The organism is Roseibium porphyridii, from assembly GCF_026191725.2.
Classification (GTDB): domain Bacteria; phylum Pseudomonadota; class Alphaproteobacteria; order Rhizobiales; family Stappiaceae; genus Roseibium; species Roseibium porphyridii.
Window position 1 is genome coordinate 5,764,239 of record NZ_CP120863.1, and the last position, 23,067, is coordinate 5,787,305.

Sequence of the window (23,067 nt, forward strand, 5' to 3'; positions counted from 1 at the left end):
CGACTTTGGCCCTTTCTAATTGCTATAGCGACTAGAGCTTCAAGAGGTTTTTGATGGATTTTTCAATCGGAGAGTTGTCCCGCGAAACCGGAGTAAAAGTCCCAACGATCCGGTACTATGAAAAAGAGGGGTTGCTGGAAGCGCCCTTGCGGACCGAAGGCAACCAGCGCCGTTATCGTCACTCGGACCTTGAAAGACTGCGTTTCATCCGGCACTGCCGAGACCTGGGGTTGTCGATGCAAGCAGTTCGGGATCTTATCGAACTCAGCCAACACCCCGACAAACCTTGTGCTGAAGCGGACCTGATCGCGGTGGATCAGCTCAAGGCTGTCCGGCAACGCATCGCCCACTTGCAGAGACTTGAAACCGAGCTAAGCCGTATTGCAGACAGCTGCAAAGGTGGTCACACCGTTACAGAGTGCAACGTTCTCAGAGCATTTGCGGATCACGGGCTTTGCAAGGATGCTCACTGAGGTGAAGGGAGTATTCGCGACGTTGTTTCGTCACCAAAGACTTTGACCGACACGCCATCTTCCAGTCTTTCCAGTCGCAAAATCCGCCACCGTTCAACGGGAAGATTGCAGGACTGCCGACCCAACACACAGGAAAACTGCAGGACGCGCCGATAGTCCGGATCCGGCCACACCTTCTCAGCAACATCATGCCGGCCCTTGAGATACCCTGAAATCGTGTATTCGCTCACATACCAGGCATCGCCTTTCTTCAGGTCGAGAAGGCTTGTCGGACGCCCTTTGGGAAAGGTTCCACCCCACGTCCAGGCGAGCGCACCGCGGGTATTTTGGTTCAGGTAGTGCTGAGCCATAGTTTCATCGACAAACACGCGCTTACCATCTGACAAATCCTTCTCATAGGCAGCTGTCACCGCTTCGGAATTTTCCACTCGATCCGAGAGAATGTAAAAGCTGAAGAAATTGGCCGACAGAGCCAGAAAAAGGATGGCGAAGAGAGTTGCCTTCGCCTTGAGCCACCTCGACCCGACCACCGCATCCAGCGCGATCAGAAAAACCATTGAAGCCGCAAGGTTCCGGATCAGGGCTTTGTCGTGAAGAAAGGCCGCCAAAAACTGACCTGCCGCGAGAGCAGCGCAAATTGCAGCAGCGGCACGGTTATGGCGAAAGACGAGCGTTGAAGCGCCAGCGAACAGGACCGCGCGAAGAATTGCCTCGTCGTTGAAACCACCACCCGTTGAGCGGCTTGCGTGGAAGGTGAACTGCTCAAGAAACTCGGCAAATTCAAAATCAATTGACAATGCAAATACCGCGAGCGCCAGCAAGAGGGCAGCAAAACCTTCACAAACAATTCGCAACAATCCTGCCTGACGCATTGCCAGTCGCCAGATCTCGATCACAGCGATAGCACCAAGGCTCCAGGCAAAGAGCGACGGCGCTGCAAGAGGCGCAATGCCGAAAAGAAACTTGCTGAAGATGCTCACCACAGCGCCCGGTCCTGCGTTGTCCCTGGTGCGGGAAGCCGCTGCGCACAGCAATGGAAGAGACACGCACAGGCCTGACACGAAGAACAAGGCACCCGTCAGTTCCAGACGAAAGCCGGTAACGACATACAATGGCGCAAAAAGGAGCGGTGTGAACATAGCGGCAAGGCGCAAATCCAATCGCAAGCAGACAATCACGAAAACCAGGTTGGTCAGCGCAAAGCACAGAAACTCAAATGCAAGCAGCGCGGTCGTATCGGTGCCAACCACAGAAAAGAACAGCCCGGCGAAGATCAGATGCAGCCTTGGCTGCAAATGGTAGTTCTCAAGGCCGGGAAACTGGACCGCGAGCAGACTGTTCCAGTGGCGCCCACTCTCGGCAAATTCCATTGCCCAGGGTACAAAAAAAAGGTCATCCACATTGGCAATGCTGCGGTCGGGCCAAAAGAAAACCAATCCGCAAAGCAAAGGCAGTCCCAGCGCGGCCATGAAAACCAGCATGCCTGCTTTGTCATTTGATCCGTTTTCAGGCTCGTTCAGCGTCAAAGATCACCTGACTGCTTCAACAAAAAACCGGGAGCTCTTGTCACACAAGAGCCCCCGGCTTCTAACCGCTATTCTGTACCGGCGCTCTGCTTGGCCGAAAAATCGACGGTTCTTTTAAGAATGTATTGGCTTGGCAAACGCACCGAGAGCCGCCTCCTTGACCGCTTCAGACATGGTCGGATGAGCATGGCATGTTCTGGCAAGATCTTCCGATGAGCCGCCAAACTCCATAAGAACAGCTGCTTCATGGATCATCTCACCAGCGCCGAAGCCGACGATGTGAACACCAAGAACACGGTCTGTTTTGGCGTCAGCCAAAACCTTGGCAAAGCCATCCGTCTGGTTCATGGCCCGTGCGCGGCCATTGGCCGTGAAAGCGAATTTGCCGGTCTTGTACTCTACGCCGTCGGCCTTCAGCTCTTCTTCGGTCTTGCCGACAGAAGCCACTTCCGGCTGGGTGTAGACGACACCTGGAATGACATCGTAGTTCACGTGGCCTGCCTGGCCCGCCAGGATCTCAGCAACGGCCACACCTTCGTCTTCGGCCTTGTGAGCCAACATGGGGCCGGCGACAACGTCACCAATGGCATAAATGCCATCGACATTGGTCTTGTAGTGCGCATCGATCTGAACCCGGCCACGTTCGTCGATCGCAACGCCAGCGGTGTCCAGACCAAGTCCTTGCGAGTAAGGACGGCGACCGATAGCAACGAGGACGATGTCCGCTTCAATGGTTTCCGCGTCGCCGCCTTTTGCCGGCTCCACCGTAACGGCAAGGCCTTTGCCTTTCTTCTCAACGCCAGTGACTTTGGAAGAAAGCTTGAACGCCATGCCCTGCTTTTTCAGCATGCGCTGAAAGTTCTTCGACACGTCTCCGTCCATCGGGCCAAGGATCTTGTCCATGAACTCAACGACGGTGACTTCGGACCCGAGACGGTTCCAGACCGAACCGAGTTCCAGCCCAATCACACCGCCCCCGACGACGACCATCTTGCCTGGAACCTTCTCCAGTTCCAGAGCTCCGGTCGAGGAGACGACCTGTTTCTCGTCGATCTCGACACCTGGCAAAGGCATAACGTCGGAACCGGTGGCAATAACGATGTTTTTCGTTTCAACCACGGAGACAGCACCATCGTCGGCCGTGACTTCAACTTTCCCCTGGCCCAGGATCTTGCCCGTACCGGTGTGTACGTCGATCTTGTTCTTCTTCATGAGGAACGAAATGCCGCTGACATTGGCGTCCACCACGTCAGACTTGTGTTTCATCATCGACGGCAGGTCGAGTTTCGGCTTGCCCACCTTGATGCCTATCTTTTCGAACCCATGCCCGGCTTCATCAAACATTTCCGATGCATAAAGCAGCGCTTTGGACGGAATGCAGCCGATGTTGAGGCAAGTGCCACCGAGGGTCGCCCGTTTTTCAACGACGGCCGTCTTCAGGCCAAGCTGTGCAGCCTTGATTGCGCACACATAGCCGCCTGGGCCAGTTCCGATGACGACGAGATCATATTGGGACATTTTGGTCGCCTTTGCCTCTTTCACTTCTGGTTGGATTTCAAATTCATGGGAGGATCGACCGGCCACCGGAGACGTCGAGAATGGCGCCGGTCGTGTAGCTGGAACTTTCTGAAAGCAGCCAGATGATGGCTTCTGCCACTTCGTCCGCAGATCCGGCACGTTTCATCGGAAGCTTCGACTGCAGCTGCGCAACGCGGTCCGGCAAGCCGCCAGACGCGTGCAATTCCGTATCGATAATGCCAGGCCGAACAGCGTTTACGCGGATGCCTTCATCTGCGACTTCCAGAGCCAGGCCAACCGTCATTGTGTCGATCGCGCCTTTTGAGGAAGCATAGTCGACATATTGGGACGGAGATCCGAGCTTGGAGCCCGCCGAACCGAGGTTCACGATACCGCCACCGCTGCCGCCGTGCCGCGTCGACATTCGCTTGATCGCTTCGCGTGCACAAAGGAACGAGCCGACCACGTTGATGGAGAACATTCTGGTCAGACGTTCGGCTGTCATTTCATCGACCCGTTGAGAAAAATCGACGACACCCGCATTGTTGACAAGTCCGGTCAGCTGCCCGAGTTCATCCGCTGCGTTGAAGAGAGCAAGAATATCAGCCTCCCGCGACACATCAGCCTGAACTGCAACGGCCTTTCCACCAGCCGCTTCAATGTCAGCAACCACGGCATCCGCAGCCGTCTTGTTGCCTGCATAATTCACGATCACGGTGTGGCCAAAAACGCTGGCCTTGCGGCAAACACTGGCGCCAATGCCTCGGCTGCCGCCTGTGACGATAAGAACTTGATCGGTCATCTTGTCTCCGACTGAGACCCCTGGTGCTATTTAATCGGACGCAAATTGTCCGTCGCTCGCCCTTTGGCCCAAGTGCCAAAGAGTGAACCGTCGGGGTTGATTTGATAGATCACGGGGTCGGCCTCACCCCAGTCAACGACGAGCTGGTTTCCTTTGACAGGCCCCTGGCCGTGGAACGTGTCGCCAGCGATTTCCCAGCGGATATAGGCCGTATTGTCCTTCACCGTTATCGTTGCCCGGCCCTGATAAGCAGCGCCGCTCGGATTGGTGCCCTGAACTGAATAGGTGCCTTCAATCTGCGGCGCGAAGACTGCCTTGGGCGCAGCGGGGGCCGGATTGGAAAGCCACGGCAACGAGGTGAGCGCCATGACCGCCACAATCAAGGCGGCGGCAAGCTTTCTAATGAGTGGCAGCAGTGAAGCCTTCGGTGTCCTTATGCCCATCAGTCGCCTCCTTATCAGAATTAACGTTCGGCCAAGGCCAGTCGCAAACCAAAGCCTGCAAATGTTGCAGCAACTGTCCGGCGCATCCACACAAGCACCCTGTCGCTGCGCAAGATCCGTTCGCCGATGAGCGATGCAAACATGCCGTAAACAACAAAAACCAAGAATGTCATCGCCATAAAGACAGCCCCGTGCAAAAGCATCTCCAGGGTCGGATTGCTTGCAGCCGGACTGACGAATTGCGGCAGGAATGCAAGAAAGAAGACCGTCAGCTTCGGATTGAGGATGTTGATCAGGAAGCCCGTCCAGGCCGTAGCGGCAAAGCTCTTGGCGTTGCTTTTGTCGGCCCTCAAATCCATTGGTCCGCTATCTTTCAGTGTTTGCCAGGCCAGATAGAGCAGATAGGCGACGCCTGCATATTTGACGGCCGTAAACACCAACGCACTGGTGTGCATCAAAGCCGCAAGGCCGACAACGGACGCCAGAATGGCCGGAACAATTCCGAAGGTGCACCCAAGAGCGGCGGCTATGGAAGCCTGCCGCCCCTTACCGAGGCCAACGGCCACGGTGTAAACAACCCCTGTTCCGGGAACCAGCACCACGATCAGGGCGGTTATCAAGAACTCCAGACTCATGATGCGGTCCCTTTTCTATGGGGTCGGCTGGTCCGGATTACAGATCCAGAACCAGACGCTGCGGGTCTTCCAGGCTTTCCTTGACGCGGACCAGGAAGGTCACGGCTTCCTTGCCGTCGACGATGCGGTGATCATAGGACAAAGCCAGATACATCATCGGGCGGATCACCACCTGACCGTTGACGGCCATCGGCCGCTCCTGAATCTTGTGCATGCCCAAAATGCCCGACTGGGGAGCATTCAGGATCGGAGACGACATAAGCGAACCATACACGCCACCATTGGAGATGGTGAAGGTGCCACCGGACATGTCTGCCATGCCGAGTTTGCCGTCCCGGGCCTTGCGACCAAGATTGCCGATTTCCTTTTCGATCTCGGCAATGGACATTTCGTCGGCGTCACGCACCACCGGCACCACAAGACCCTTGTCTGTGCCGACTGCAACACCGATGTGGCAGAAGTTCTTGTAAATGATGTCGGTGCCGTCGATCTCGGCGTTAACGGCCGGGATTTCCTTCAGCGCATGCGTGACTGCCTTGGTGAAGAAGCCCATGAAGCCGAGCTTGACGCCGTGTTTCTTTTCGAAAAGGTCCTTGTACTGCTTCCGCAGCTCCATCACCGGCCCCATGTCCACCTCATTGTAAGTGGTCAGCATGGCAGCAGTGTTTTGAGCATCCTTCAGACGGCGCGCGATCGTCTGGCGCAGCTTGGTCATGCGCACCCGCTCTTCGCGCGTTTCATCCTGAGCGGCAACTGGGCCACGCGGGATGGCAGCCGCCGCCGGAGCCGAAGCTGCAGCCGTTGCACCGGACGCGATCGCGTTGATGACATCCTCTTTCAGGACCTGACCACGCTTGCCGGACCCGGCAACCTGATCACCGGAAAGGTTGTTTTCCGCCATCATTTTCTGAGCAGAAGGTGCTGCCGGCATGGATGTTCCGGAAACCGCTGCAGGAGCTGAAGTCGCTGCAGCCGAAGCAGCTGCCGGCGCTGCAGCGGCACCAGCGCCGGACGGGTCGATCTGGCAAAGAAGTATGCCGGGCTGAATGGTCGCGCCGGTTTCAGCGGCAATCTTGACAACGGTGCCTCCAACAGGAGCCGGCACTTCCTGAGCAGCCTTGTCTGTTTCAAGTTCGACGAGCGTGTCATCGGCCTTGACCGTGTCACCGACCTTGACGCTCCACTCTCCAACCTCGGCTTCCGTCACGGATTCGCCAGCACTTGGTGCAACCACGTCCACCAGTTCGGCAGCGCCCGAGGATTTAGCAGCCGGAGCGCTTTCTGCCTTGGCTGGAGCCGCAGCTGCAGCAACAGCGCCTTCGGCGATCTGGCCGAGAAGGGCTCCAACTTCAACCGTATCACCTTCGTTGACCACGATGCTTTCCAGCGTACCTGCCGCGGGAGCAGGAACCTCAACCGTGACCTTGTCGGTTTCCAGTTCCACCAGTGGCTCGTCCTGACTGACGGCATCCCCCGGTTTCTTGAACCATTGTGCAATTGTTGCTTCAGAAACGGATTCACCCAGCGTGGGCACGCGAATTTCGGTTGCCATGGTCGCCTTCTCTTAAAATTACCTGGCCAGTCTTGAGAAGAGGGCCCGAGGGCCCTCCCGAACGGGATACGTTTAGTTTCCTAGTGCCTCTTCGAGGAATGCCTGCAGCTGTGCCAGATGGGCCGACATCAGGCCGGTTGCCGTCGAAGCCATTGCCGCCCGGCCTGCATAGCGTGGACGCTTGTGTTTGGCATCGATCTGGCCGAGCACCCACTCAATGTAGGATTCCACAAAGAACCAGCTGCCCATATTTTTGGGCTCTTCCTGACACCAGACCATTTCGGCCTGCGGGAAGCGCGCCAACTCGAGCATGAGCGCCTTCTTCGGGAACGGATACAGCTGCTCAATTCGCATGAGATAGACATCATTGATGCCGCGCTTCTCACGCTCTTCAAACAGATCGTAGTAGACCTTTCCGGAACACATCACGACACGACGGATCTTGTCATCTGCGACCAGCTTGCTTTCGGCGTTGAGGTTCGGACCCCAATCGTCCCAAAGCAGACGGTGGAACGTTGAATCCGGGCCGAGCTCTTCGATCTTCGAAACGGCTTTCTTGTGGCGCAGAAGTGATTTCGGCGTCATCAGGATCAGCGGTTTACGAATGTCACGGCGAAGCTGGCGGCGCAGAATGTGGAAGTAGTTTGCCGGTGTCGAACAGTTCGCCACCTGCATGTTGTCTTCCGCACAGAGCTGCAAATAACGCTCAAGACGAGCTGATGAGTGTTCCGGCCCTTGGCCCTCATAACCGTGCGGCAGCAGGCAGACCAGACCCGACATGCGAAGCCATTTGCGTTCGCCTGACGAAATGAACTGGTCGAACAAGACCTGGGCGCCGTTGGCAAAGTCGCCGAATTGCGCTTCCCACATGGTCAGTGCACGCGGCTCGGTGAGCGAATACCCATATTCAAACCCAAGAACAGCTTCTTCGGAGAGCATCGAGTTGATGACTTCGTAGCGCTGCTGATCTGGCGAAATATGGTTGAGCGGGATATAGCGACTTTCGTTTTCCTGATCATAAAGGACAGAATGACGCTGAGAAAACGTTCCGCGCTCGCAGTCCTGACCTGAAAGGCGGATCGGGTGCCCTTCCTTCAGAAGCGACGCGAATGCAAGCGCTTCAGCGGTTGCCCAATCGATGCCTTCACCGGTCTCGATCATGCGCTCACGATGGTTCATGAAGCGGGCGATGGTCCGGTGGATGTTGAAGCCGTCCGGAACATGGGCAAGCGCCCGTCCCATGTCCTTCAGTTCCTCAAGCGGCAGTCCGGTTTGACCGCGGCGCGGGTCATCTTCGTCACCCGCGCGCTTCATGCCGGCCCACTTGCCGTCGAGCCAATCGGCCTTGTTGGGCTTGAAGGCCTGACCGGTGTCGAATTCCTCGTCCAGATGCTTGCGCCACTCGGCCTTCATCTGATCGACGTCTTCCTGTGAAAGCAGGCCTTCGCTGATCAGACGCTCGGAATAAAGCTGAAGTGTCGTCGCATGCTTGCGGATCTTGCGGTACATGATCGGCTGCGTGAACGCTGGTTCGTCACCTTCGTTGTGGCCGAAGCGGCGATAGCAAATCATGTCGATAACCACCGGACGATGGAACGTCTGACGATATTCGATTGCGATCTTGGCCGCAAAGACGACCGCTTCAGGATCGTCCGCATTGACGTGGAAAATCGGCGCTTCGATAACCTTGGCCATGTCCGACGGATAAGGAGAGGACCTGGAGAAGCGCGGATTGGTCGTGAAACCAATCTGGTTGTTGATGATCACATGAACCGAACCGCCGGTGCGGTGACCGCGCAGCGCTGAAAGACCAAAACACTCGGCAACAACGCCCTGGCCGGCAAACGCCGCATCGCCATGCAGCAGCAACGGCAAAACCGTGTCGCGATCAACTTCAGTGGTTTCGATGAAATTACCGTTGTCGTCGGCGGCGAGCTGATCCTGCTTGGCGCGGGCCTTGCCCAGAACAACGGGATTGACGATCTCAAGGTGAGATGGGTTGGCCGTCAGCGACAAATGGACATTGTTGCCGTCGAACGTCCGGTCGGACGACGCACCAAGGTGGTATTTCACATCGCCGGAACCTTCCACGTCATCAGGTGCGTAGGAGCCGCCCTTGAATTCATGGAAAATGGCGCGGTGCGGTTTGCGCATCACCTGGGACAACACGTTCAGGCGGCCACGGTGCGCCATGCCGAAGACGATTTCCTTCAGGCCCATCTGCCCGCCACGCTTGATGATCTGCTCCAGCGCGGGGATCAGCGCTTCACCGCCATCAAGACCAAAGCGTTTCGTGCCGGTGTATTTGACATCGAGAAACTTTTCGAAGCCTTCCGCCTCAACGAGCTTGTTCAGGATTGCCTTTTTGCCTTCAGAGGTGAACGCAACCTGCTTGTCCGGCCCTTCAATGCGCTCCTGTAACCAGGCTTTGGATGCCGGGTCGGAAATATGCATGAACTCGACACCGAGCGTGGAACAGTAGGTCCGCTTCAGGATGTCGAGCATCTCGCGGATGGTGGCGTGTTCCAGTCCGAGAACGTGGTCGATGAAGATCGGTCGGTCCCAATCGGCTTCCGTGAAACCGTAGGATGAGGGATGCAGCTCCTCATGATCGCCCTTGCCGCTCAGCCCGAGCGGATCAAGATCTGCATGCAGGTGACCACGCATGCGATATGCGCGGATCATCATCAGGGCACGGACGGAATCGCGGGTTGCCTGGTGCACCTGGGCATCCGAAATCGGTTCGCCCTTGGCTTCAGCTTTCTTTTTGAGCTTGTCGCCGATCTTCTGTTCAATCGGTGCCCAGTTGCCGTCAAAAGCGTTGACGAGATCGCCATTTGCTTCAAGCGGCCAGTCCTTGCGTTTCCAGGTCGCCCCGCGTGCCTCTTTCAAAACGGCTTCTTTTTCGTCCTGGAAAGACGCAAAGAATTCCCGCCAATCGGCGTCCACCGAATTCGGATCCGTTTTGTACTGTGCGTAGAGGTCTTCGATATAGGCTGCGTTGGCGCCGTAAAGCAACGACGTCAGTGCGAATACGTTGTTCGCTTCCTGCCGTGCCATGTCCTTTAGCGGAGGTTTGCTCCGCCCTTTTTGTTTAGGCGGGCCGAAAATAAGACCCGCGGCCGGTTCCCTACAAAGACCGATGAAATCATCAGCCCCTCGAATAAGTGTTACGGCACACAATTTGCGCCGCAACCCATCCTTTCACTATGCAACAGGAAACGTAAACCGTTTCCGTGCACTACCCGCAAATAATTCTGCGATTTTAGCTCTTCAAGACTTCGAGAAGTGTCTCACCAAGCTTTGCAGGGGACGGAGACACCTTGATACCAGCCGCTTCCATGGCATCGATCTTGTCTTCCGCACCACCTTTACCACCGGAAATCACGGCGCCGGCATGGCCCATCGTCCGGCCAGGAGGTGCCGTGCGGCCTGCAATGAACCCAGCCATCGGCTTCGAACGGCCCTTCTTGGCCTCATCCTTCAGGAACTGAGCAGCCTCTTCCTCGGCAGAGCCGCCGATTTCGCCGATCATGATGATGGATTGAGTCTCATCGTCAGCCAGGAACATCTCCAGGACGTCGATGAACTCGGTGCCTTTGACCGGGTCGCCGCCGATGCCGACAGCCGTGGTCTGTCCAAGACCTGCGACTGATGTCTGATAGACGGCTTCATAGGTCAAAGTGCCAGAGCGAGAGACGACGCCAACGGAACCTTTCTTGAAGATGGAACCGGGCATGATGCCGATCTTGCACTCTTCCGGGGTCAGGATGCCCGGGCAGTTCGGCCCAAGCAGGCGTGAATTGGACTTGTCCAGTTTCGCCTTCACCTTGACCATGTCAGCAACTGGAATGCCCTCGGTGATGCAGACGATGAACGGGATTTCCGCATCGATTGCCTCGATGATCGCGGCGCCGGCACCTGCCGGTGGAACATAGATTACCGATGCATCAGCACCTGTTGCGTCCTTGGCTTCGCCGACCGAAGCATAGATCGGCAACTGAGCGGCGCTTTCAACGCTGCCCCATGTTTCGCCACCCTTTTTGGGATGAACGCCGGCAACCATCCTGGTGCCATAGTACTCAAGCGCCTGCTCCGTATGGAACGTGCCGGTCTTGCCGGTCAGGCCCTGAACGATGATTTTCGTGTCTTTATTGACGAGGATCGACATTTACGCGCCCCCCTTGACGGCTTTCACGATTTTCTGGGCGGCGTCGTCGAGATCATCAGCGGCAATCACGTTCAGGCCGCTTTCATTGATGATTTTCTTGCCGAGCTCCACATTGGTGCCTTCCAGACGCACAACGAGCGGAACCTGCAAGCCGACTTCCTTGACGGCCGCAACAACACCTTCCGCGATCACGTCGCAGCGCATGATGCCACCGAAGATGTTGACCAGAATGCCCTTCACGTTCGGATCGGACGTGATGATCTTGAATGCTGCCGTCACTTTTTCTTTCGACGCACCCCCGCCAACATCCAGGAAGTTTGCGGGTTCAGCACCGTAGAGCTTGATGATGTCCATGGTTGCCATGGCAAGCCCGGCACCATTGACCATACAGCCGATGTCACCATCGAGCGCCACATAGGCGAGGTCATGCTTGGACGCTTCGATTTCCTTGGCGTCTTCTTCCGTTTCGTCGCGCAGCGCCATGATATCGTCGTGGCGGAACAGCGCGTTGCCGTCGAAGGAGACCTTGGCGTCAAGGACACGCAGATGTCCGTCTTTCATGACGATGAGCGGGTTCACTTCCAGAAGGCTCATGTCTTTTTCGACAAAGGCCTTGTGCAGGATGGGGAACAGCGTCATGCCATCGTCACGCGCTGCACCTGTCAGTTCAAGCGCATCGCACAACTGGCCCGCATCAGCACTGGTGACACCTGTTTCAGGGTCGATCGGCAGCGTGATGATTTTTTCTGGCGTTTCTTCGGCAACCGCCTCGATATCCATTCCACCTTCTGTGGAAACCACGAATGCAGGTCGGCCAACCGTGCGATCAACCAGGATGGAGAGATAGAGTTCACGCTCGATATCAGCGCCGTCTTCAATATAGAGGCGATTCACGACCTTGCCCGCAGGGCCGGTCTGCTTTGTCACCAGCGTGTTGCCAAGCATTTCCTTGGCATGGGCCGTTACTTCATCCAGTGAGAAAGCAAGGCGAACTCCGCCTTTGGCGTCTTCCGGCAATTCCTTGAATTTGCCCTTGCCGCGGCCACCAGCGTGGATCTGGGTCTTGACCACCCAGAGCGGGCCGGGAAGTTTCTTTGCCGCAGCTTCCGCCTCATCGGCTGAAAAAATGGCCACGCCTTCTGCAACCGGTGCACCGAACTGCTTCAGCACTTCCTTGGCCTGGTATTCATGAATATTCATGTGTCTCCCCCGTTTTCGGAGGACCGCTCTTTCAAGTGATCGAAAGAGCGGTCGCTAAGTCCTAAAAGCGGGCGCTCGCTTAGCCGAGCGCCGGCTGAATTTTCTTACAAGCGTCGACCAGACCGTCGACCGCAGCAACGGATTTGTCGAAGTTTGCTTTTTCCTCGCCCTGCATGTCGATTTCTATGACACGCTCAACGCCATCTGCGCCGATCACGACCGGCACACCCACGTAGGTGTCTTTCAAACCGTACTGACCATCAAGCGCAGCTGCGCAAGGCAGAACACGCTTTTTGTCCTTCAGGTAGCTTTCCGCCATCGCAATGGCAGAAGAAGCCGGCGCATAGAAAGCAGATCCCGTCTTCAAGAGACCGACGATCTCCGCACCGCCGTCGCGTGTGCGCTGAACGATTTCTTCCAGCCGCTCAGCAGTGCACCAGCCCATCTTGACCAGATCCGGCAGCGGGATGCCTGCAACGGTGGAATAGCGGATCAACGGCACCATCGTGTCGCCATGGCCACCCAGAACGAATGCCGTGACGTCTTCGACGGAAACATTGAACTCATCGGCAAGGAAATAGCGGAACCGGGCACTGTCCAGCACGCCAGCCATGCCGACAACCTTGTTCTTCGGAAGGCCGGAGAATTTTTGCAGGGCCCAGACCATCGCATCGAGCGGGTTGGTGATGCAGATGACAAACGCATTCGGCGCATATTTGGAAATACCTGCGCCGACTTGCTCCATAACCTTAAGGTTGATTTCAAGCAGATCGTCGCGGCTCATGCCGGGCTTACGTGGGACACCCGCGGTGACGATAACAACGTCGGAGCCTTCAATGGCTTCATAGCTGTTGGCACCGGCCAGTTTGGCATCGAAGCGGTCGACCGGGGAAGACTCGGCGAGGTCGAGCGCTTTGCCCTGCGGAACTCCTTCCGCGATGTCGAAGAGAACGATGTCTCCCAGTTCCTTCAATCCTGCCAGATGAGCGAGCGTGCCGCCGATCTGACCAGAGCCGATCAAGGCAATCTTGTTCCGCGCCATTTCGAAAGTTTCCCTTTACGTAAGATGGAACTCTATGCCATCCTCTGATGACTGAGGATGGCACTACTCTCTTTGCCGCCCCTGCGCAAGTTCGCCAAAAGAATATTGCGCGAGGCGAAGCAAAATTTCTCTTTTCTTCCCGTCTGCGTAATTCTCCTATAGGGAATGCAGACTTATGCGTGTATTTCCCGATTGTCTCCCGCAAGGTACGCTTCGGACCTCATTTCGATCAAGCGCGAGGCCGTGCGGTCAAATTCAAAAGCTTCCGTGCCATCTTCTCCAACATAGAGATCCTGCGGCTCGGCCTCAGCCGAAATGACCAGCTTGATGCCGTTGTCGTAAAGCGTATCGATCAAGTTGATAAACCGCTTTGCTTCATTGCGCCGAGCACGCGACAAGACCGGCACATTGTCCAAGAAAATGGTGCTATAGGCATTGGCGATGCGGAGATAGTCACTCGCGCCAAGCGGCTGCATGCAAAGGTCGTCGAACGTAAACCTCGCAGCACCGGAGGCAACCGCTGGCACCGGTATGAGGCGGCCCTTGTTTTCCAATTCTTCGGAATGAGGCTTCATCCCATGCGTGAGCTTACTGAAAATTTCGTCCATCTGGGTATCTGCATCGCTGCCGAGTGGCGTGACATAAACCGGTGCTCCGGCAAGTTTCTCCAACCGATAGTCGGTCGGTGAATCAAGATGCAGAATTTCCACACGCGACTTGAGCATTTCGATAAACGGCAAAAACAGTTGCCGGTTCAAACCATCCATGTAGAGACGTGACGGCTCCACATTGGACGTCGCGACCACCACCACGCCGCGCTCGAACAGCTGCGTAAACAATCGCCCCAGGATCATGGCATCTGCAATATCGGTGACCGAAAACTCGTCGAATAGCAGCAATCGGGTTTCTTCGGAAATCTGTTCGGCAACCGGAGGGATCGGGTCATCTCCCTTAACCTCGCCGCGCTTATGCGCCTGTCGGTGCGCATGAATGCGCTCATGCACGTCGGTCATGAATTCGTGGAAGTGAACCCGACGCTTTCTTCGGATCACCGTGACCTCATAGAAGAGATCCATCAGCATCGTCTTGCCACGGCCGACCCCGCCCCACATGTAGAGGCCCTCGACTTTTGCCCATAGCTGGTTCTTCTTGTTGGCAAACAGCCAGCCAAGTGAACTCTTCTTTGAGGCCAGACGGGTTTCGGCGAGGCGTGTGTTCAAAAGATCAAGCTGATAAACTGCTTCCCTTTGGACAGGATCTTCAGTGATCTCACCGGACGCGATCAAAGCATCGTAGCGAGCGCTCATGGCGCGGTTGACCGGCAGTTCCATATTCAAGGGTGCTGCTCCCTCCATGAGAATTCATGGGGCGGTGAGTATCCAAGGTGCAGATTGCACAAAACCTTTGGGCGAAATACGGTCAATTTGCCGCAGATGCAAGTCGTGAATTTGTCTTAGGGCGTCTTGCCATGTCCCGGAAAATTCATTCAACCGATTGAAATCAAAGGTTATCAGCACATGCCTGTTGTTTTGCGCGAGCACGATCCCGACTGGCAGGAAGAAGCGGAAAAGATCATTTGCGATCTGCGCCAGGTGCTCCCGGACGACGCTACGGGCTTTGAGCATGTTGGTTCGACATCCATTCCGGGACTCAAGGCAAAACCCAAATTGCATGTCGACATTCTTTTGAAGCCGCTAGCTGACCTCAGCAAGTTGCGCAGCCGCCTGGTCTCGTTCGGCTATGTCGATCACGGCAACAGGTTCCGGCATGACGAAGTGCAGTTGACCCGACAAACGGGCAAACGCTTTGCTTCCGTTTGCCCAGATCAGTCCGGAACGCTCATGAACCACCGCGTTTGCCTTTGCAACGCCGGGTGTGCAGCAGCAGCAGACAGGGTTGCCTTTCGGGACAAGCTAATTGGCGACCGAACGCTCGCACTGCAGTACGAGGCCCTCAAGGAGCGACTGGCTGAAGATCACAAAACCGGCACTTTTTGGCTCAATTACTCTGCAGGAAAAACCGCGTTTATCGAGGACGTGCTGGCTTCATCTGTTGGGCGGTGAAATCGCAGAAATGAAAATGACCAGTCCCCAATATTGAGGACCGGTCTCTGGTTCAGCGCAAATTGTTCTGCGCAATGAACGCTTTGATGTCATTGAGTTCTTTGATCAACATTTCGGCCCGCTGCCCATCCACGCCGATCGCGCAGCCCAGACCTTGGGGCACTGAAAGCGCTGTTTTGTAAAGATCCTTACCGCTTTGGGTCAAGAATACCTGAACACGTCGCTCGTCTTCCGCACTTCTCTGACGGGTTACGAAACCAAGCTTTTCAAGCCGCTTCACCAATGGGGTCGCAGTTGCCTGATCCACTTCAAGGCTCTTGGCAATGTCCTGTACCAGAATCCCGTCGTTCTGCCACAGGACCATTAGCGCCAGATACTGCGGATATGTAACGCCCATCGTCTCGAGCAGAACTGCATATTCCTTGGTGATCGCTCTGGATGTCGAATAGAGGGCAAAACAAAGTTGGTCCTCTATTTTTAGTAGGCCTTTCTCGTCAGTCGTACAGCTTTCCATGATGAGTCCTATTGGATAGTGCGCAATTTTTTAGACCAGTGCGACATTTGTTTCAAGACCCGGCATCTCTAACCGACTGAAATCAAGCACAATTTTCGAACACCTCGAAAAACGCTTGACTTTATACCTGATATATAGCTTACAAATAAATAGTGCACTAATTATTTGTCTATCCTCTCTCGAAGGAAACTATCATGACCTCAATTCGAAACTTCCTCGCCAGCGCCGCAATGGCAAGCGCCATGATCTGGTCGTCAGGTCTGGCAATCGCCTCAGATCTGAAAGCCAACTCAGTTGTTCTTGTTCACGGCGCATTCGCCGATGGCTCAAGCTGGAGCAAGGTAACGCCCCTTCTGGAAGCCGCAGGTCTTGACGTGATCGCTGTTCAAAACCCGCTTGAATCGCTTGCCGGCGACGTTGCGTTCACAAACCGTGCGATTGATCGTGCAGAAGGTCCAGTGGTCCTCGTCGGCCACTCCTGGGGTGGCATGGTCATCACCGAGGCGGGCGGACATGACAAGGTCCAGTCACTAGTCTACGTGGCCGCTTACGCTCCGAGTGAGGGACAGTCCCTGGGTGAAGCCGCCGAGCTTGAAAAATTCCCCGCTCCCGGGATCGGCGCTCTTCAAAAAGATGACCATGGCTATTTCTTTCTTTCGAAAGAGGCGGCTGCGAAATACTTCGCACAGGATCTGCCAAAGGATCAGACCGATTTCATCGCAGCAAGTCAGGGATTGCTGAACAGCTCTGCACTGGGAGAGCCGGTCAGCACCACGGCTTGGAAAGACAAGCCGAGCTTTTACGCAATCGCCGGCGAGGACCACATGACACCGACAGCGCTTCAACGCGAGTTCGCGAAAAAGATTGGTGCCGTGTCCAGGGAGATTGCGTCAAGTCATTCCATCATGGTGTCCCAGCCGGAGTTTGTCGCCAATCTCATCATCGAAGCAGCCAAGTGACGCTCATTTGAAGGAGGACAAAATGAATCAGAAATTCAAGACAATTGCTCTAGCTGCATTGACTTTGACAACCCTTAGCGCGGCCGCCATCGCGCAAGACAGCCGCACGCCTGTCTATGTTGCCGGGAACAAGCCAATTGCGCCTTATTCGCCGGGGATCAAGCTCTCAAACGGGATGCTGTTTGTCTCCGGTCAGATTCCCTATGTTGAAGGAGCAATTCCCGACGCGGCAAAGAATGACGTCAAAGCCCAGACTAAAATTGTCATGGAGAACCTACGCGGTGTTTTGAACGAGGCCGGCTACACCTTCAACGACGTTGTGAGGGCGACCGTCTTTATTACCGACATGGACAATTATGGCGCGTTCAACCAGGTCTACGGCACTTATTGGTCAGAAGGAGACATTCCGCCTGCACGAGCTGCCGTCGAAGTGGGCGCTCTTCCCGGTTCAAAACCCGGTGCGCCGGTGATGGTTGAAGTCTCAATGATTGCGGCGAAATAGATCGTCAACGAAATAGGCTGCGTCCAGATCAACTGGACGCAGCCCCGATAAATTTTAAAATCCGACTGGATTGTGCGCTATCGAAAGATCAGTGTGGTCTTGCGGCCATTTTGCATTTCTTGCAGATAAAGAAGCTGAGCAACAAGATAACACTCTGATTGGTCATCCAAATTCGCTTTCCGACCACGACCGTCGGTCAACAGCCACGCGTTTCCAGACTTGACCACATCGCACTCAATCGGATCTGCCGTATCGAACCCGGCTTTCGTGATAAGCTCCAGCCCGTCCTTGTCGGAACTGGCCTCCTCAACACCCTTCACCTGCATTCTGAGACCGCGATAGGTCTTCTGCACGGCAAGTGCTGCGACAATAACGGTGACAACGTCATCGCCGTCCATTGCCGCAAACCGCATAACCCCGCCGCCTCTTGGAATGGTCGCATTGGAACACGGTGTTCTCTGCACATCGCCCAGCGGCGTCCACTCTGAACGAAGCGTGACGGTTGCCGGTTGCCGGAGGGCACCCATTTCCTTTGCCAGACGCTTCTCGGCGGCACGTTGGGGGTCGCGCCCCGGCCTTTCAGCGCGTGCCGGCTTGCCGGCAAGAATAGTTCCGCCGATGCGCAGACGGCGAAAGACAATGACATCCCGCATGAGGTCAGTGCGTTCTACACGCCAACCGGCATCCAGCCAGGCATTTTGATGCACAAGACTGCCGCCCGAATTGGCCCACCACGTTCTGTGTTCCCGGGCACTTTTCGGCAATGATGAACCGATGATTTCTTCGACTTCATACAGCTTGGCTGCCCAGACAACATCGTCTAGTCGAGCCAGGTGTTCGCGCAATGGTTCGTATTTGGACATTCGCACAGCCTTTCCGGTAGCCATGCAAATATACACTCATAGCGCGTACTGTAAAGTAAAAACACGGAGGTGTTTTAACGGAACAATGAGATCGCTGATCCGGAGGAGGTTTGACCGTTAAACTGCCCGGGAGAGCTGGAATAAAGCTGTGCGACGATGGCCCCGGAACCGTCCTTCAAAACCACCTGATTGCCGTTCAAATCCCACGCCGAGATTCCGGACAATGCTGGCGTGGCACAACCTCTGGTATTAGCCCGGTAGCCGCCGGACCACGTCGTGAGCGTCATAAACGCCATGCAGCTGTCACCCGAGGAAGACAGCTTCCAACCGCCCAAAAGATCGGTTCGGCCAACCTCTTTCGCATCGGACGGTGCAGCAACAGGATTGCTCGCAAGGTCCGTTGGAGCAGCGTTCGGGTCGGTCAAGGTTGTACCCGGTGGAGGTGCGTTGGGATCAAGAGGATCAAGTGTCCCGGTTCCGACCGGCGTCGTCGGCGTTGCCGGCAGCGGAGCCGCGTAGTTCCGGTTGCCCGAAAACCGTTGGCAAGCGGCCGTCAGAACCACCAGACCAACAATCAAAACGAACTTTCCCGCACGCATCATGACGAATCAATCCCTCATCTCCGTCCCCATATGGTGCATCTCTTAGCCCACAATTTGTCGAAAATCCAAAATCACGAAAAAAATGCACAAAAGAGCAGGGTTCCCTTTTGCCACAAAAGGCAGCGACAGCAATCAGGCAACGTCCCGTGCCGTCGGCGTAGACGGTATCTCGGGTGGTGCCAGCAACCGGTCGATTGCGGTCCTGATCTTCAAGAAATATCGGGCACTTGCTGCAAGCCCCTACCAATGTGGTGGCTGATCGATCAGCGCCAGATCAGCCAGGTAAATGAACCCGTCGGGAACAACCGCATAGGGCAGCAAAAAGATGTCGACCGGCTTTGGCGTCTAACCCTTGGCATCCACACCCTCGGCAGCCAGAAGTGTTTCGACATGTCTGCTCAGTCGGCCAGATGGTGCAGGGGCCGCGGAAAAGGCTCGTATCAGACCTTTTGCTCTCGAATACAGGCAGGCTTCCGCGAGCGGGCCACGCAAAACATTGTTCGGACACAGAAAAAGCAAGGTGGTGTTCGACAAATTGTCACCCCTTCTCAGAACAACAGAAATGATACGCCAGCAGCGACATGCTCCTATCCCTCCTTCTGGAAAAGACTATGACAGGAGAAGTCCGCCACCGTTTTCATGAGGATATCTTTGGAACAAATGCACGATTTCGACTATTCGTCTGTGCCTAGGCGGTGATCGGTATCGTCATCACCTGCGTCGCGCCGACGGTTTGTCCTTGAATTTGAATTGGAGCGAAAAATGTCGATTGCACTCTGGTGCATCCTGATTGCCGCAATTTTGCCGATCCTGTCTGCTTTTCCTGCCAAGCTGAACAAGGACTTCAACAACGCCCTGCCACGAGATCCGGACTATTGGCGCGAAGGATTCAGGGCACGTGCACAGGCGGCTCAAGCGAATGGATTCGAAGCGTTTCCATTTTTCGCCGTTGCCGTTTTTGTCGCAATGAGCCAGGGCGCGGATCCTAATTGGATCGACAGACTGGCTGTATTGTTCGTGCTTTTGAGACTGATTTATGTGTTCTGCTACTGGATGGATCGGTCGACACCACGATCGCTGGCATGGGCGGCAGCCTTCTTGACGATCGTGGGACTATTCACCAGCTCCTTGTGGAGTTGAATTGCGACAAGGCGATATTTAGATCGGTAAATTCTTCAAGGAGAGTTTGCACCATAGGTTCTATTTCGCTAACGATGCAGGGACGCGTAGCAGGTTACCGATGGGCAGAGGTGCAGTGTGCGGACGACAGACCAGACGACAAACGCCTTGCCGGCTCGGCGTGAGGCTGCGCTCCAAAAGCAGCTTTCAGAACAACATATAGTTGATTCTCTTATCGCCGAACGCGGAAAACTTGTGATGGCCAGCCCCTGGTGGCCCATCATCAAACCGTTTGCCTACAAGATTTTACGCTACAGATCCGCGGTCGACATGGCGGACAAGATTGCTCAAATGGAAGCTGTCGACTGCTTTGCTCACTTGAGTGGCCTGCTTCAGCTTGATGTCACAACTATTGGGCTGGAGCGCGTTCCCGCTCAAGGACCTGTGGTTCTTGTTTCAAACCATCCGACCGGCATTGCCGACGGCATTGTTCTTTACGATGCGATCAAGGCCTGCCGCGACGATCTGTCCATTTTCGCCAACAGAGACGCAATCCGCATTAACCCACGGCTGGCGGACATGATTGTTCCGGTCGAATGGCGGGCTGATTTCAAAAGCAGGACGAAGTCTAAAGAAACCCTGAAACTTGCCTCATCCGCATTTGCAAAAGAACGCGTTGTGGTGCTCTTTCCATCCGGCCGCCTTGCCCATTGGCATCAAGGCAAGTTGACGGAACGACCCTGGATGACTTCTGCGTTGGCACTGGCGCGAAAAAACAAGGCGCCGATCATCCCAATGCATATGGGCGGGCGTAATTCAGGCCTCTTTTATTTCCTGGCCAGAGTGTCGACGGAATTGCGCGACATGACAGTCTTCAATGAGCTGCTGAACAAGAAGAATGCCAAGTTCAACGTGCATTTCGGCAAACCTATCCGGCCGGAACGACTGGCTGGCGATCTCAGCGACCTCGCCGAGCAGATGCGTGTTCACTGTGCCGAAACACTTGCAACAGATCCGAACGCAGAATTCTGATTTTCGGGTGTCCGGCTGATCGGGAAAGCTGGTCATCCACAGGTGCGATTTCCCCTTCATTGCCCTGACTGTGCGAATAAGACATGGTGCGGATGAAGAAAGGGAACCTTCTCGCTCATGCCAGTTTCGCCCGCGATCGCCGCGCAGGATGCCCTGCCCGTTCAGCCCGCCGTCGCGCCGCCGGTTCTTCCCGAACCAAAGCCGCTTGCGGTGCTGCAGCAGGTATTCGGCTACAGCAGCTTCCGTGGCAAACAACAGGCTGTCATTGAAACACTGAGCGACGGCAACGACGCTGTCGTGCTGTTTCCGACTGGTGCCGGGAAGTCTCTTTGCTTTCAGATCCCGGCACTTTGCCGTCGCGGTGTCGGCATCGTCGTTTCGCCGCTGATTGCGCTGATGAAAGACCAGGTCGGCGCGCTTCAGGCCGCTGGCGTAAAGGCTGCGGCGCTCAATTCGACACTTTCACCGGACGAGCAGGAAGCGTTGCGAGAGGAGCTCCGACACGGGAACATAGATCTCCTTTATGTAACGCCCGAACGTCTTGGGAATGAGAGTTTCCGCCGTTTTCTCGACACGCTTGAAATTGCCCTCTTTGCAATCGACGAAGCGCATTGTGTCAGTCAATGGGGCCACGATTTCCGGCCGGAATACCTGTCGCTTTCGTGCCTCCGTGAGCGTTACCCAGGTGTGCCAAGAGTTGCCCTGACCGCGACCGCAGACCCACACACCCAAAAGGATATTCTGGCCCGGCTTCAGCTTGAGGACGCCGAGGTGTTCTCTTCCAGTTTTGACAGGCCCAACATCCGCTACGAAATCGTGGAACGGACCAACCAGCGACAACAGTTGCTGGATTTTCTGAAAAAACATGCAGGTGAAAGCGGCATCGTCTATTGTCTGTCACGGGCCAAGGTTGAGGACATTGCCGACTGGTTAAGCACAAAGGGAATCAGAGCACTTCCCTACCACGCGGGTCTGCCGACAGAGCAACGCGCAGCAAATCAGGATGCTTTCCTTCTTGAAGAAGGACTTTGCCTGGTGGCAACGGTGGCCTTTGGCATGGGGATCGACAAACCCGATGTTCGTTATGTCGCACATCTCGATCTGCCGTCTTCCGTTGAAGCCTATTACCAGGAAACAGGGCGTGCCGGTCGCGATGGCGCGCCCTCTGAAGCCTTCATGGCCTATGGCATGGCGGACCTTGTGCAGCGTCGACGCATGATTGCCGAAGGAGATGCCCCAGACGAGGTGAAAAGGGCGGAGAACGCCAAGCTGAATGCGCTGCTTGGCATTTGCGAAACGGCTGGCTGCAGGCGGCAAGCGCTTCTGGCCCATTTCGGAGAGACCTATCCAAATCCTTGCGGAAACTGCGACACGTGCCTGTCGCCGGTTGAAACCTGGGATGGGACCGAGGCTGCACAAAAGCTCATGTCTGCGATCTACCGCACCGGCCAACGCTTCGGCACTGGTCATGTGATCGATGTTCTGATGGGAAAATCGAACGAGAAGACCAATCGTTTCGGACACGACTCTCTGACCGTTTTCGGAATCGGTCAGGATGTCCCGCAAAAGACCTGGCAATCGATCGCCCGTCAGTTGGTCGCAGCCGGTTATGTGGATGTCGACCACGCCCATTTCGGCGCTCTGATCCTGACCGAAAAGGCGCGCAACGTCTTGCGCGGCGAAGAAACGCTGGCCTTGCGTAAGGACCGCAACGCTGCTGGCTTGAAAAGAACACGCACATCACGAACTGCTTCAATCGCAGACGAGCTGGATCACGAAGACAAACTCTTGTTTGAGCGGTTGCGCAGGCTCCGAACCCAGATTGCGCGTGATCAGAGTGTTCCCCCCTATGTGGTTTTTCCAGACGCGACGCTCGCAGGCATCGCTGCGGCGCGGCCGGTGACAAAAGACGCTCTGCTCGCAGTTTCCGGTGTCGGACAATCCAAGATTGAAAAATACGGCGATACGTTTCTTGACCTGGTGGAAGCGTTCGAGGCCGGGGTATGATTTCGTTTACCTTAACGCATTCTTGATAGTTTTCACCCGATAAG

General features: G+C 55.6%; 22 protein-coding genes. 8 read left to right on the forward strand and 14 right to left on the reverse strand.

Annotated features, from left to right (window positions below; translation table 11 throughout):
• Positions 1 to 53: 53 nt before the first annotated feature.
• Positions 54 to 473: a MerR family transcriptional regulator gene (locus tag K1718_RS26600; protein WP_265680245.1), complete on the forward strand. Its 420-nt coding sequence runs from the start codon at positions 54 to 56 to the stop codon at positions 471 to 473.
• On the opposite strand, the gene K1718_RS26605 is transcribed toward K1718_RS26600, so the two are convergent.
• From K1718_RS26605 to zapE, 11 genes are all read right to left on the reverse strand, one after another.
• Complete coding sequence (locus K1718_RS26605) at positions 467 to 1,999, reverse strand: hypothetical protein (protein WP_265680244.1); 1,533 nt, start codon at positions 1,997 to 1,999, stop codon at positions 467 to 469. The two genes, K1718_RS26600 and K1718_RS26605, sit on opposite strands and share 7 nt — an antisense overlap.
• A gap of 114 nt (positions 2,000 to 2,113) precedes the next feature.
• Positions 2,114 to 3,517 (reverse strand): dihydrolipoyl dehydrogenase, encoded by a 1,404-nt coding sequence (gene lpdA / locus K1718_RS26610; protein WP_152503948.1) that lies wholly within the window; start codon positions 3,515 to 3,517, stop codon positions 2,114 to 2,116.
• A 43-nt stretch (positions 3,518 to 3,560) separates the two neighbouring features.
• Positions 3,561 to 4,319 (reverse strand): SDR family oxidoreductase, encoded by a 759-nt coding sequence (locus tag K1718_RS26615; RefSeq protein ID WP_265680243.1) that lies wholly within the window; start codon positions 4,317 to 4,319, stop codon positions 3,561 to 3,563.
• 26 nt (positions 4,320 to 4,345) lie between these two features.
• Positions 4,346 to 4,762 (reverse strand): LIC10280 family protein, encoded by a 417-nt coding sequence (gene lfb1, locus K1718_RS26620; protein WP_152503950.1) that lies wholly within the window; start codon positions 4,760 to 4,762, stop codon positions 4,346 to 4,348.
• A 20-nt stretch (positions 4,763 to 4,782) separates the two neighbouring features.
• Positions 4,783 to 5,397, reverse strand: coding sequence for a LysE family translocator (locus K1718_RS26625; protein WP_265680242.1), 615 nt, complete (start codon positions 5,395 to 5,397; stop codon positions 4,783 to 4,785).
• Positions 5,398 to 5,434: 37 nt separating this feature from the next.
• Positions 5,435 to 6,949 carry a 2-oxoglutarate dehydrogenase complex dihydrolipoyllysine-residue succinyltransferase gene (gene odhB, locus K1718_RS26630; RefSeq protein WP_152503952.1) on the reverse strand — a complete coding sequence of 505 codons (1,515 nt, stop codon included), beginning with the start codon at positions 6,947 to 6,949 and terminating at the stop codon, positions 5,435 to 5,437.
• Between the two features lie 72 nt (positions 6,950 to 7,021).
• A complete protein-coding gene (locus K1718_RS26635) occupies positions 7,022 to 10,009 on the reverse strand; it encodes a 2-oxoglutarate dehydrogenase E1 component (RefSeq protein WP_152503953.1) in 2,988 nt (995 codons plus the stop codon).
• A gap of 205 nt (positions 10,010 to 10,214) precedes the next feature.
• On the reverse strand, positions 10,215 to 11,120 hold the full coding sequence (sucD, locus tag K1718_RS26640) for a succinate--CoA ligase subunit alpha (protein WP_265680241.1): 906 nt from the start codon (positions 11,118 to 11,120) through the stop codon (positions 10,215 to 10,217).
• Positions 11,121 to 12,320: an ADP-forming succinate--CoA ligase subunit beta gene (sucC, locus tag K1718_RS26645; protein ID WP_152503955.1), complete on the reverse strand. Its 1,200-nt coding sequence runs from the start codon at positions 12,318 to 12,320 to the stop codon at positions 11,121 to 11,123.
• A 79-nt stretch (positions 12,321 to 12,399) separates the two neighbouring features.
• Positions 12,400 to 13,362, reverse strand: a complete 963-nt coding sequence (mdh, locus tag K1718_RS26650) for a malate dehydrogenase (RefSeq protein WP_152503956.1) — start codon at positions 13,360 to 13,362, stop codon at positions 12,400 to 12,402.
• 173 nt (positions 13,363 to 13,535) lie between these two features.
• A complete protein-coding gene (zapE, locus tag K1718_RS26655) occupies positions 13,536 to 14,693 on the reverse strand; it encodes a cell division protein ZapE (RefSeq protein WP_265682460.1) in 1,158 nt (385 codons plus the stop codon).
• Between the two features lie 186 nt (positions 14,694 to 14,879).
• Here zapE and K1718_RS26660 point away from each other — a divergent pair, with 186 nt between their 5' ends.
• Positions 14,880 to 15,425, forward strand: a complete 546-nt coding sequence (locus tag K1718_RS26660; protein WP_265680240.1) for a GrpB family protein — start codon at positions 14,880 to 14,882, stop codon at positions 15,423 to 15,425.
• Positions 15,426 to 15,477: 52 nt separating this feature from the next.
• Here the strand turns inward: K1718_RS26660 and K1718_RS26665 are convergent, their stop codons facing one another.
• On the reverse strand, positions 15,478 to 15,939 hold the full coding sequence (locus tag K1718_RS26665; protein WP_152503958.1) for a MarR family winged helix-turn-helix transcriptional regulator: 462 nt from the start codon (positions 15,937 to 15,939) through the stop codon (positions 15,478 to 15,480).
• 194 nt (positions 15,940 to 16,133) lie between these two features.
• Between K1718_RS26665 and K1718_RS26670 the strand changes: the two genes are divergently transcribed.
• The gene (locus K1718_RS26670; protein ID WP_265680239.1) at positions 16,134 to 16,898 is read left to right on the forward strand and encodes an alpha/beta fold hydrolase; all 765 of its coding nucleotides are present in this window, start codon (positions 16,134 to 16,136) and stop codon (positions 16,896 to 16,898) included.
• A gap of 22 nt (positions 16,899 to 16,920) precedes the next feature.
• A complete protein-coding gene (locus tag K1718_RS26675; RefSeq protein ID WP_265680238.1) occupies positions 16,921 to 17,400 on the forward strand; it encodes a RidA family protein in 480 nt (159 codons plus the stop codon).
• Positions 17,401 to 17,477: 77 nt separating this feature from the next.
• Here K1718_RS26675 and K1718_RS26680 read toward each other — a convergent pair whose 3' ends face one another.
• Positions 17,478 to 18,263, reverse strand: coding sequence for a DUF7662 domain-containing protein (locus K1718_RS26680; protein WP_152503961.1), 786 nt, complete (start codon positions 18,261 to 18,263; stop codon positions 17,478 to 17,480).
• 74 nt (positions 18,264 to 18,337) lie between these two features.
• Positions 18,338 to 18,865, reverse strand: coding sequence for a protease inhibitor Inh/omp19 family protein (locus tag K1718_RS26685; protein WP_265680236.1), 528 nt, complete (start codon positions 18,863 to 18,865; stop codon positions 18,338 to 18,340).
• An 82-nt stretch (positions 18,866 to 18,947) separates the two neighbouring features.
• On the opposite strand from K1718_RS26685, the gene K1718_RS26690 reads away from it, so the two are divergent.
• The 4 genes from K1718_RS26690 (at position 18,948) to recQ (ending at position 23,023) form a co-directional block, all read left to right on the forward strand.
• Positions 18,948 to 19,124, forward strand: coding sequence for a hypothetical protein (locus K1718_RS26690; RefSeq protein ID WP_265680235.1), 177 nt, complete (start codon positions 18,948 to 18,950; stop codon positions 19,122 to 19,124).
• Positions 19,125 to 19,627: 503 nt separating this feature from the next.
• Positions 19,628 to 20,005: an MAPEG family protein gene (locus K1718_RS26695; RefSeq protein ID WP_265680234.1), complete on the forward strand. Its 378-nt coding sequence runs from the start codon at positions 19,628 to 19,630 to the stop codon at positions 20,003 to 20,005.
• A gap of 117 nt (positions 20,006 to 20,122) precedes the next feature.
• Positions 20,123 to 21,016 (forward strand): 1-acyl-sn-glycerol-3-phosphate acyltransferase, encoded by an 894-nt coding sequence (locus K1718_RS26700; RefSeq protein WP_265680233.1) that lies wholly within the window; start codon positions 20,123 to 20,125, stop codon positions 21,014 to 21,016.
• A gap of 117 nt (positions 21,017 to 21,133) precedes the next feature.
• On the forward strand, positions 21,134 to 23,023 hold the full coding sequence (recQ, locus tag K1718_RS26705; RefSeq protein ID WP_265680232.1) for a DNA helicase RecQ: 1,890 nt from the start codon (positions 21,134 to 21,136) through the stop codon (positions 23,021 to 23,023).
• Positions 23,024 to 23,067: the final 44 nt, after the last annotated feature.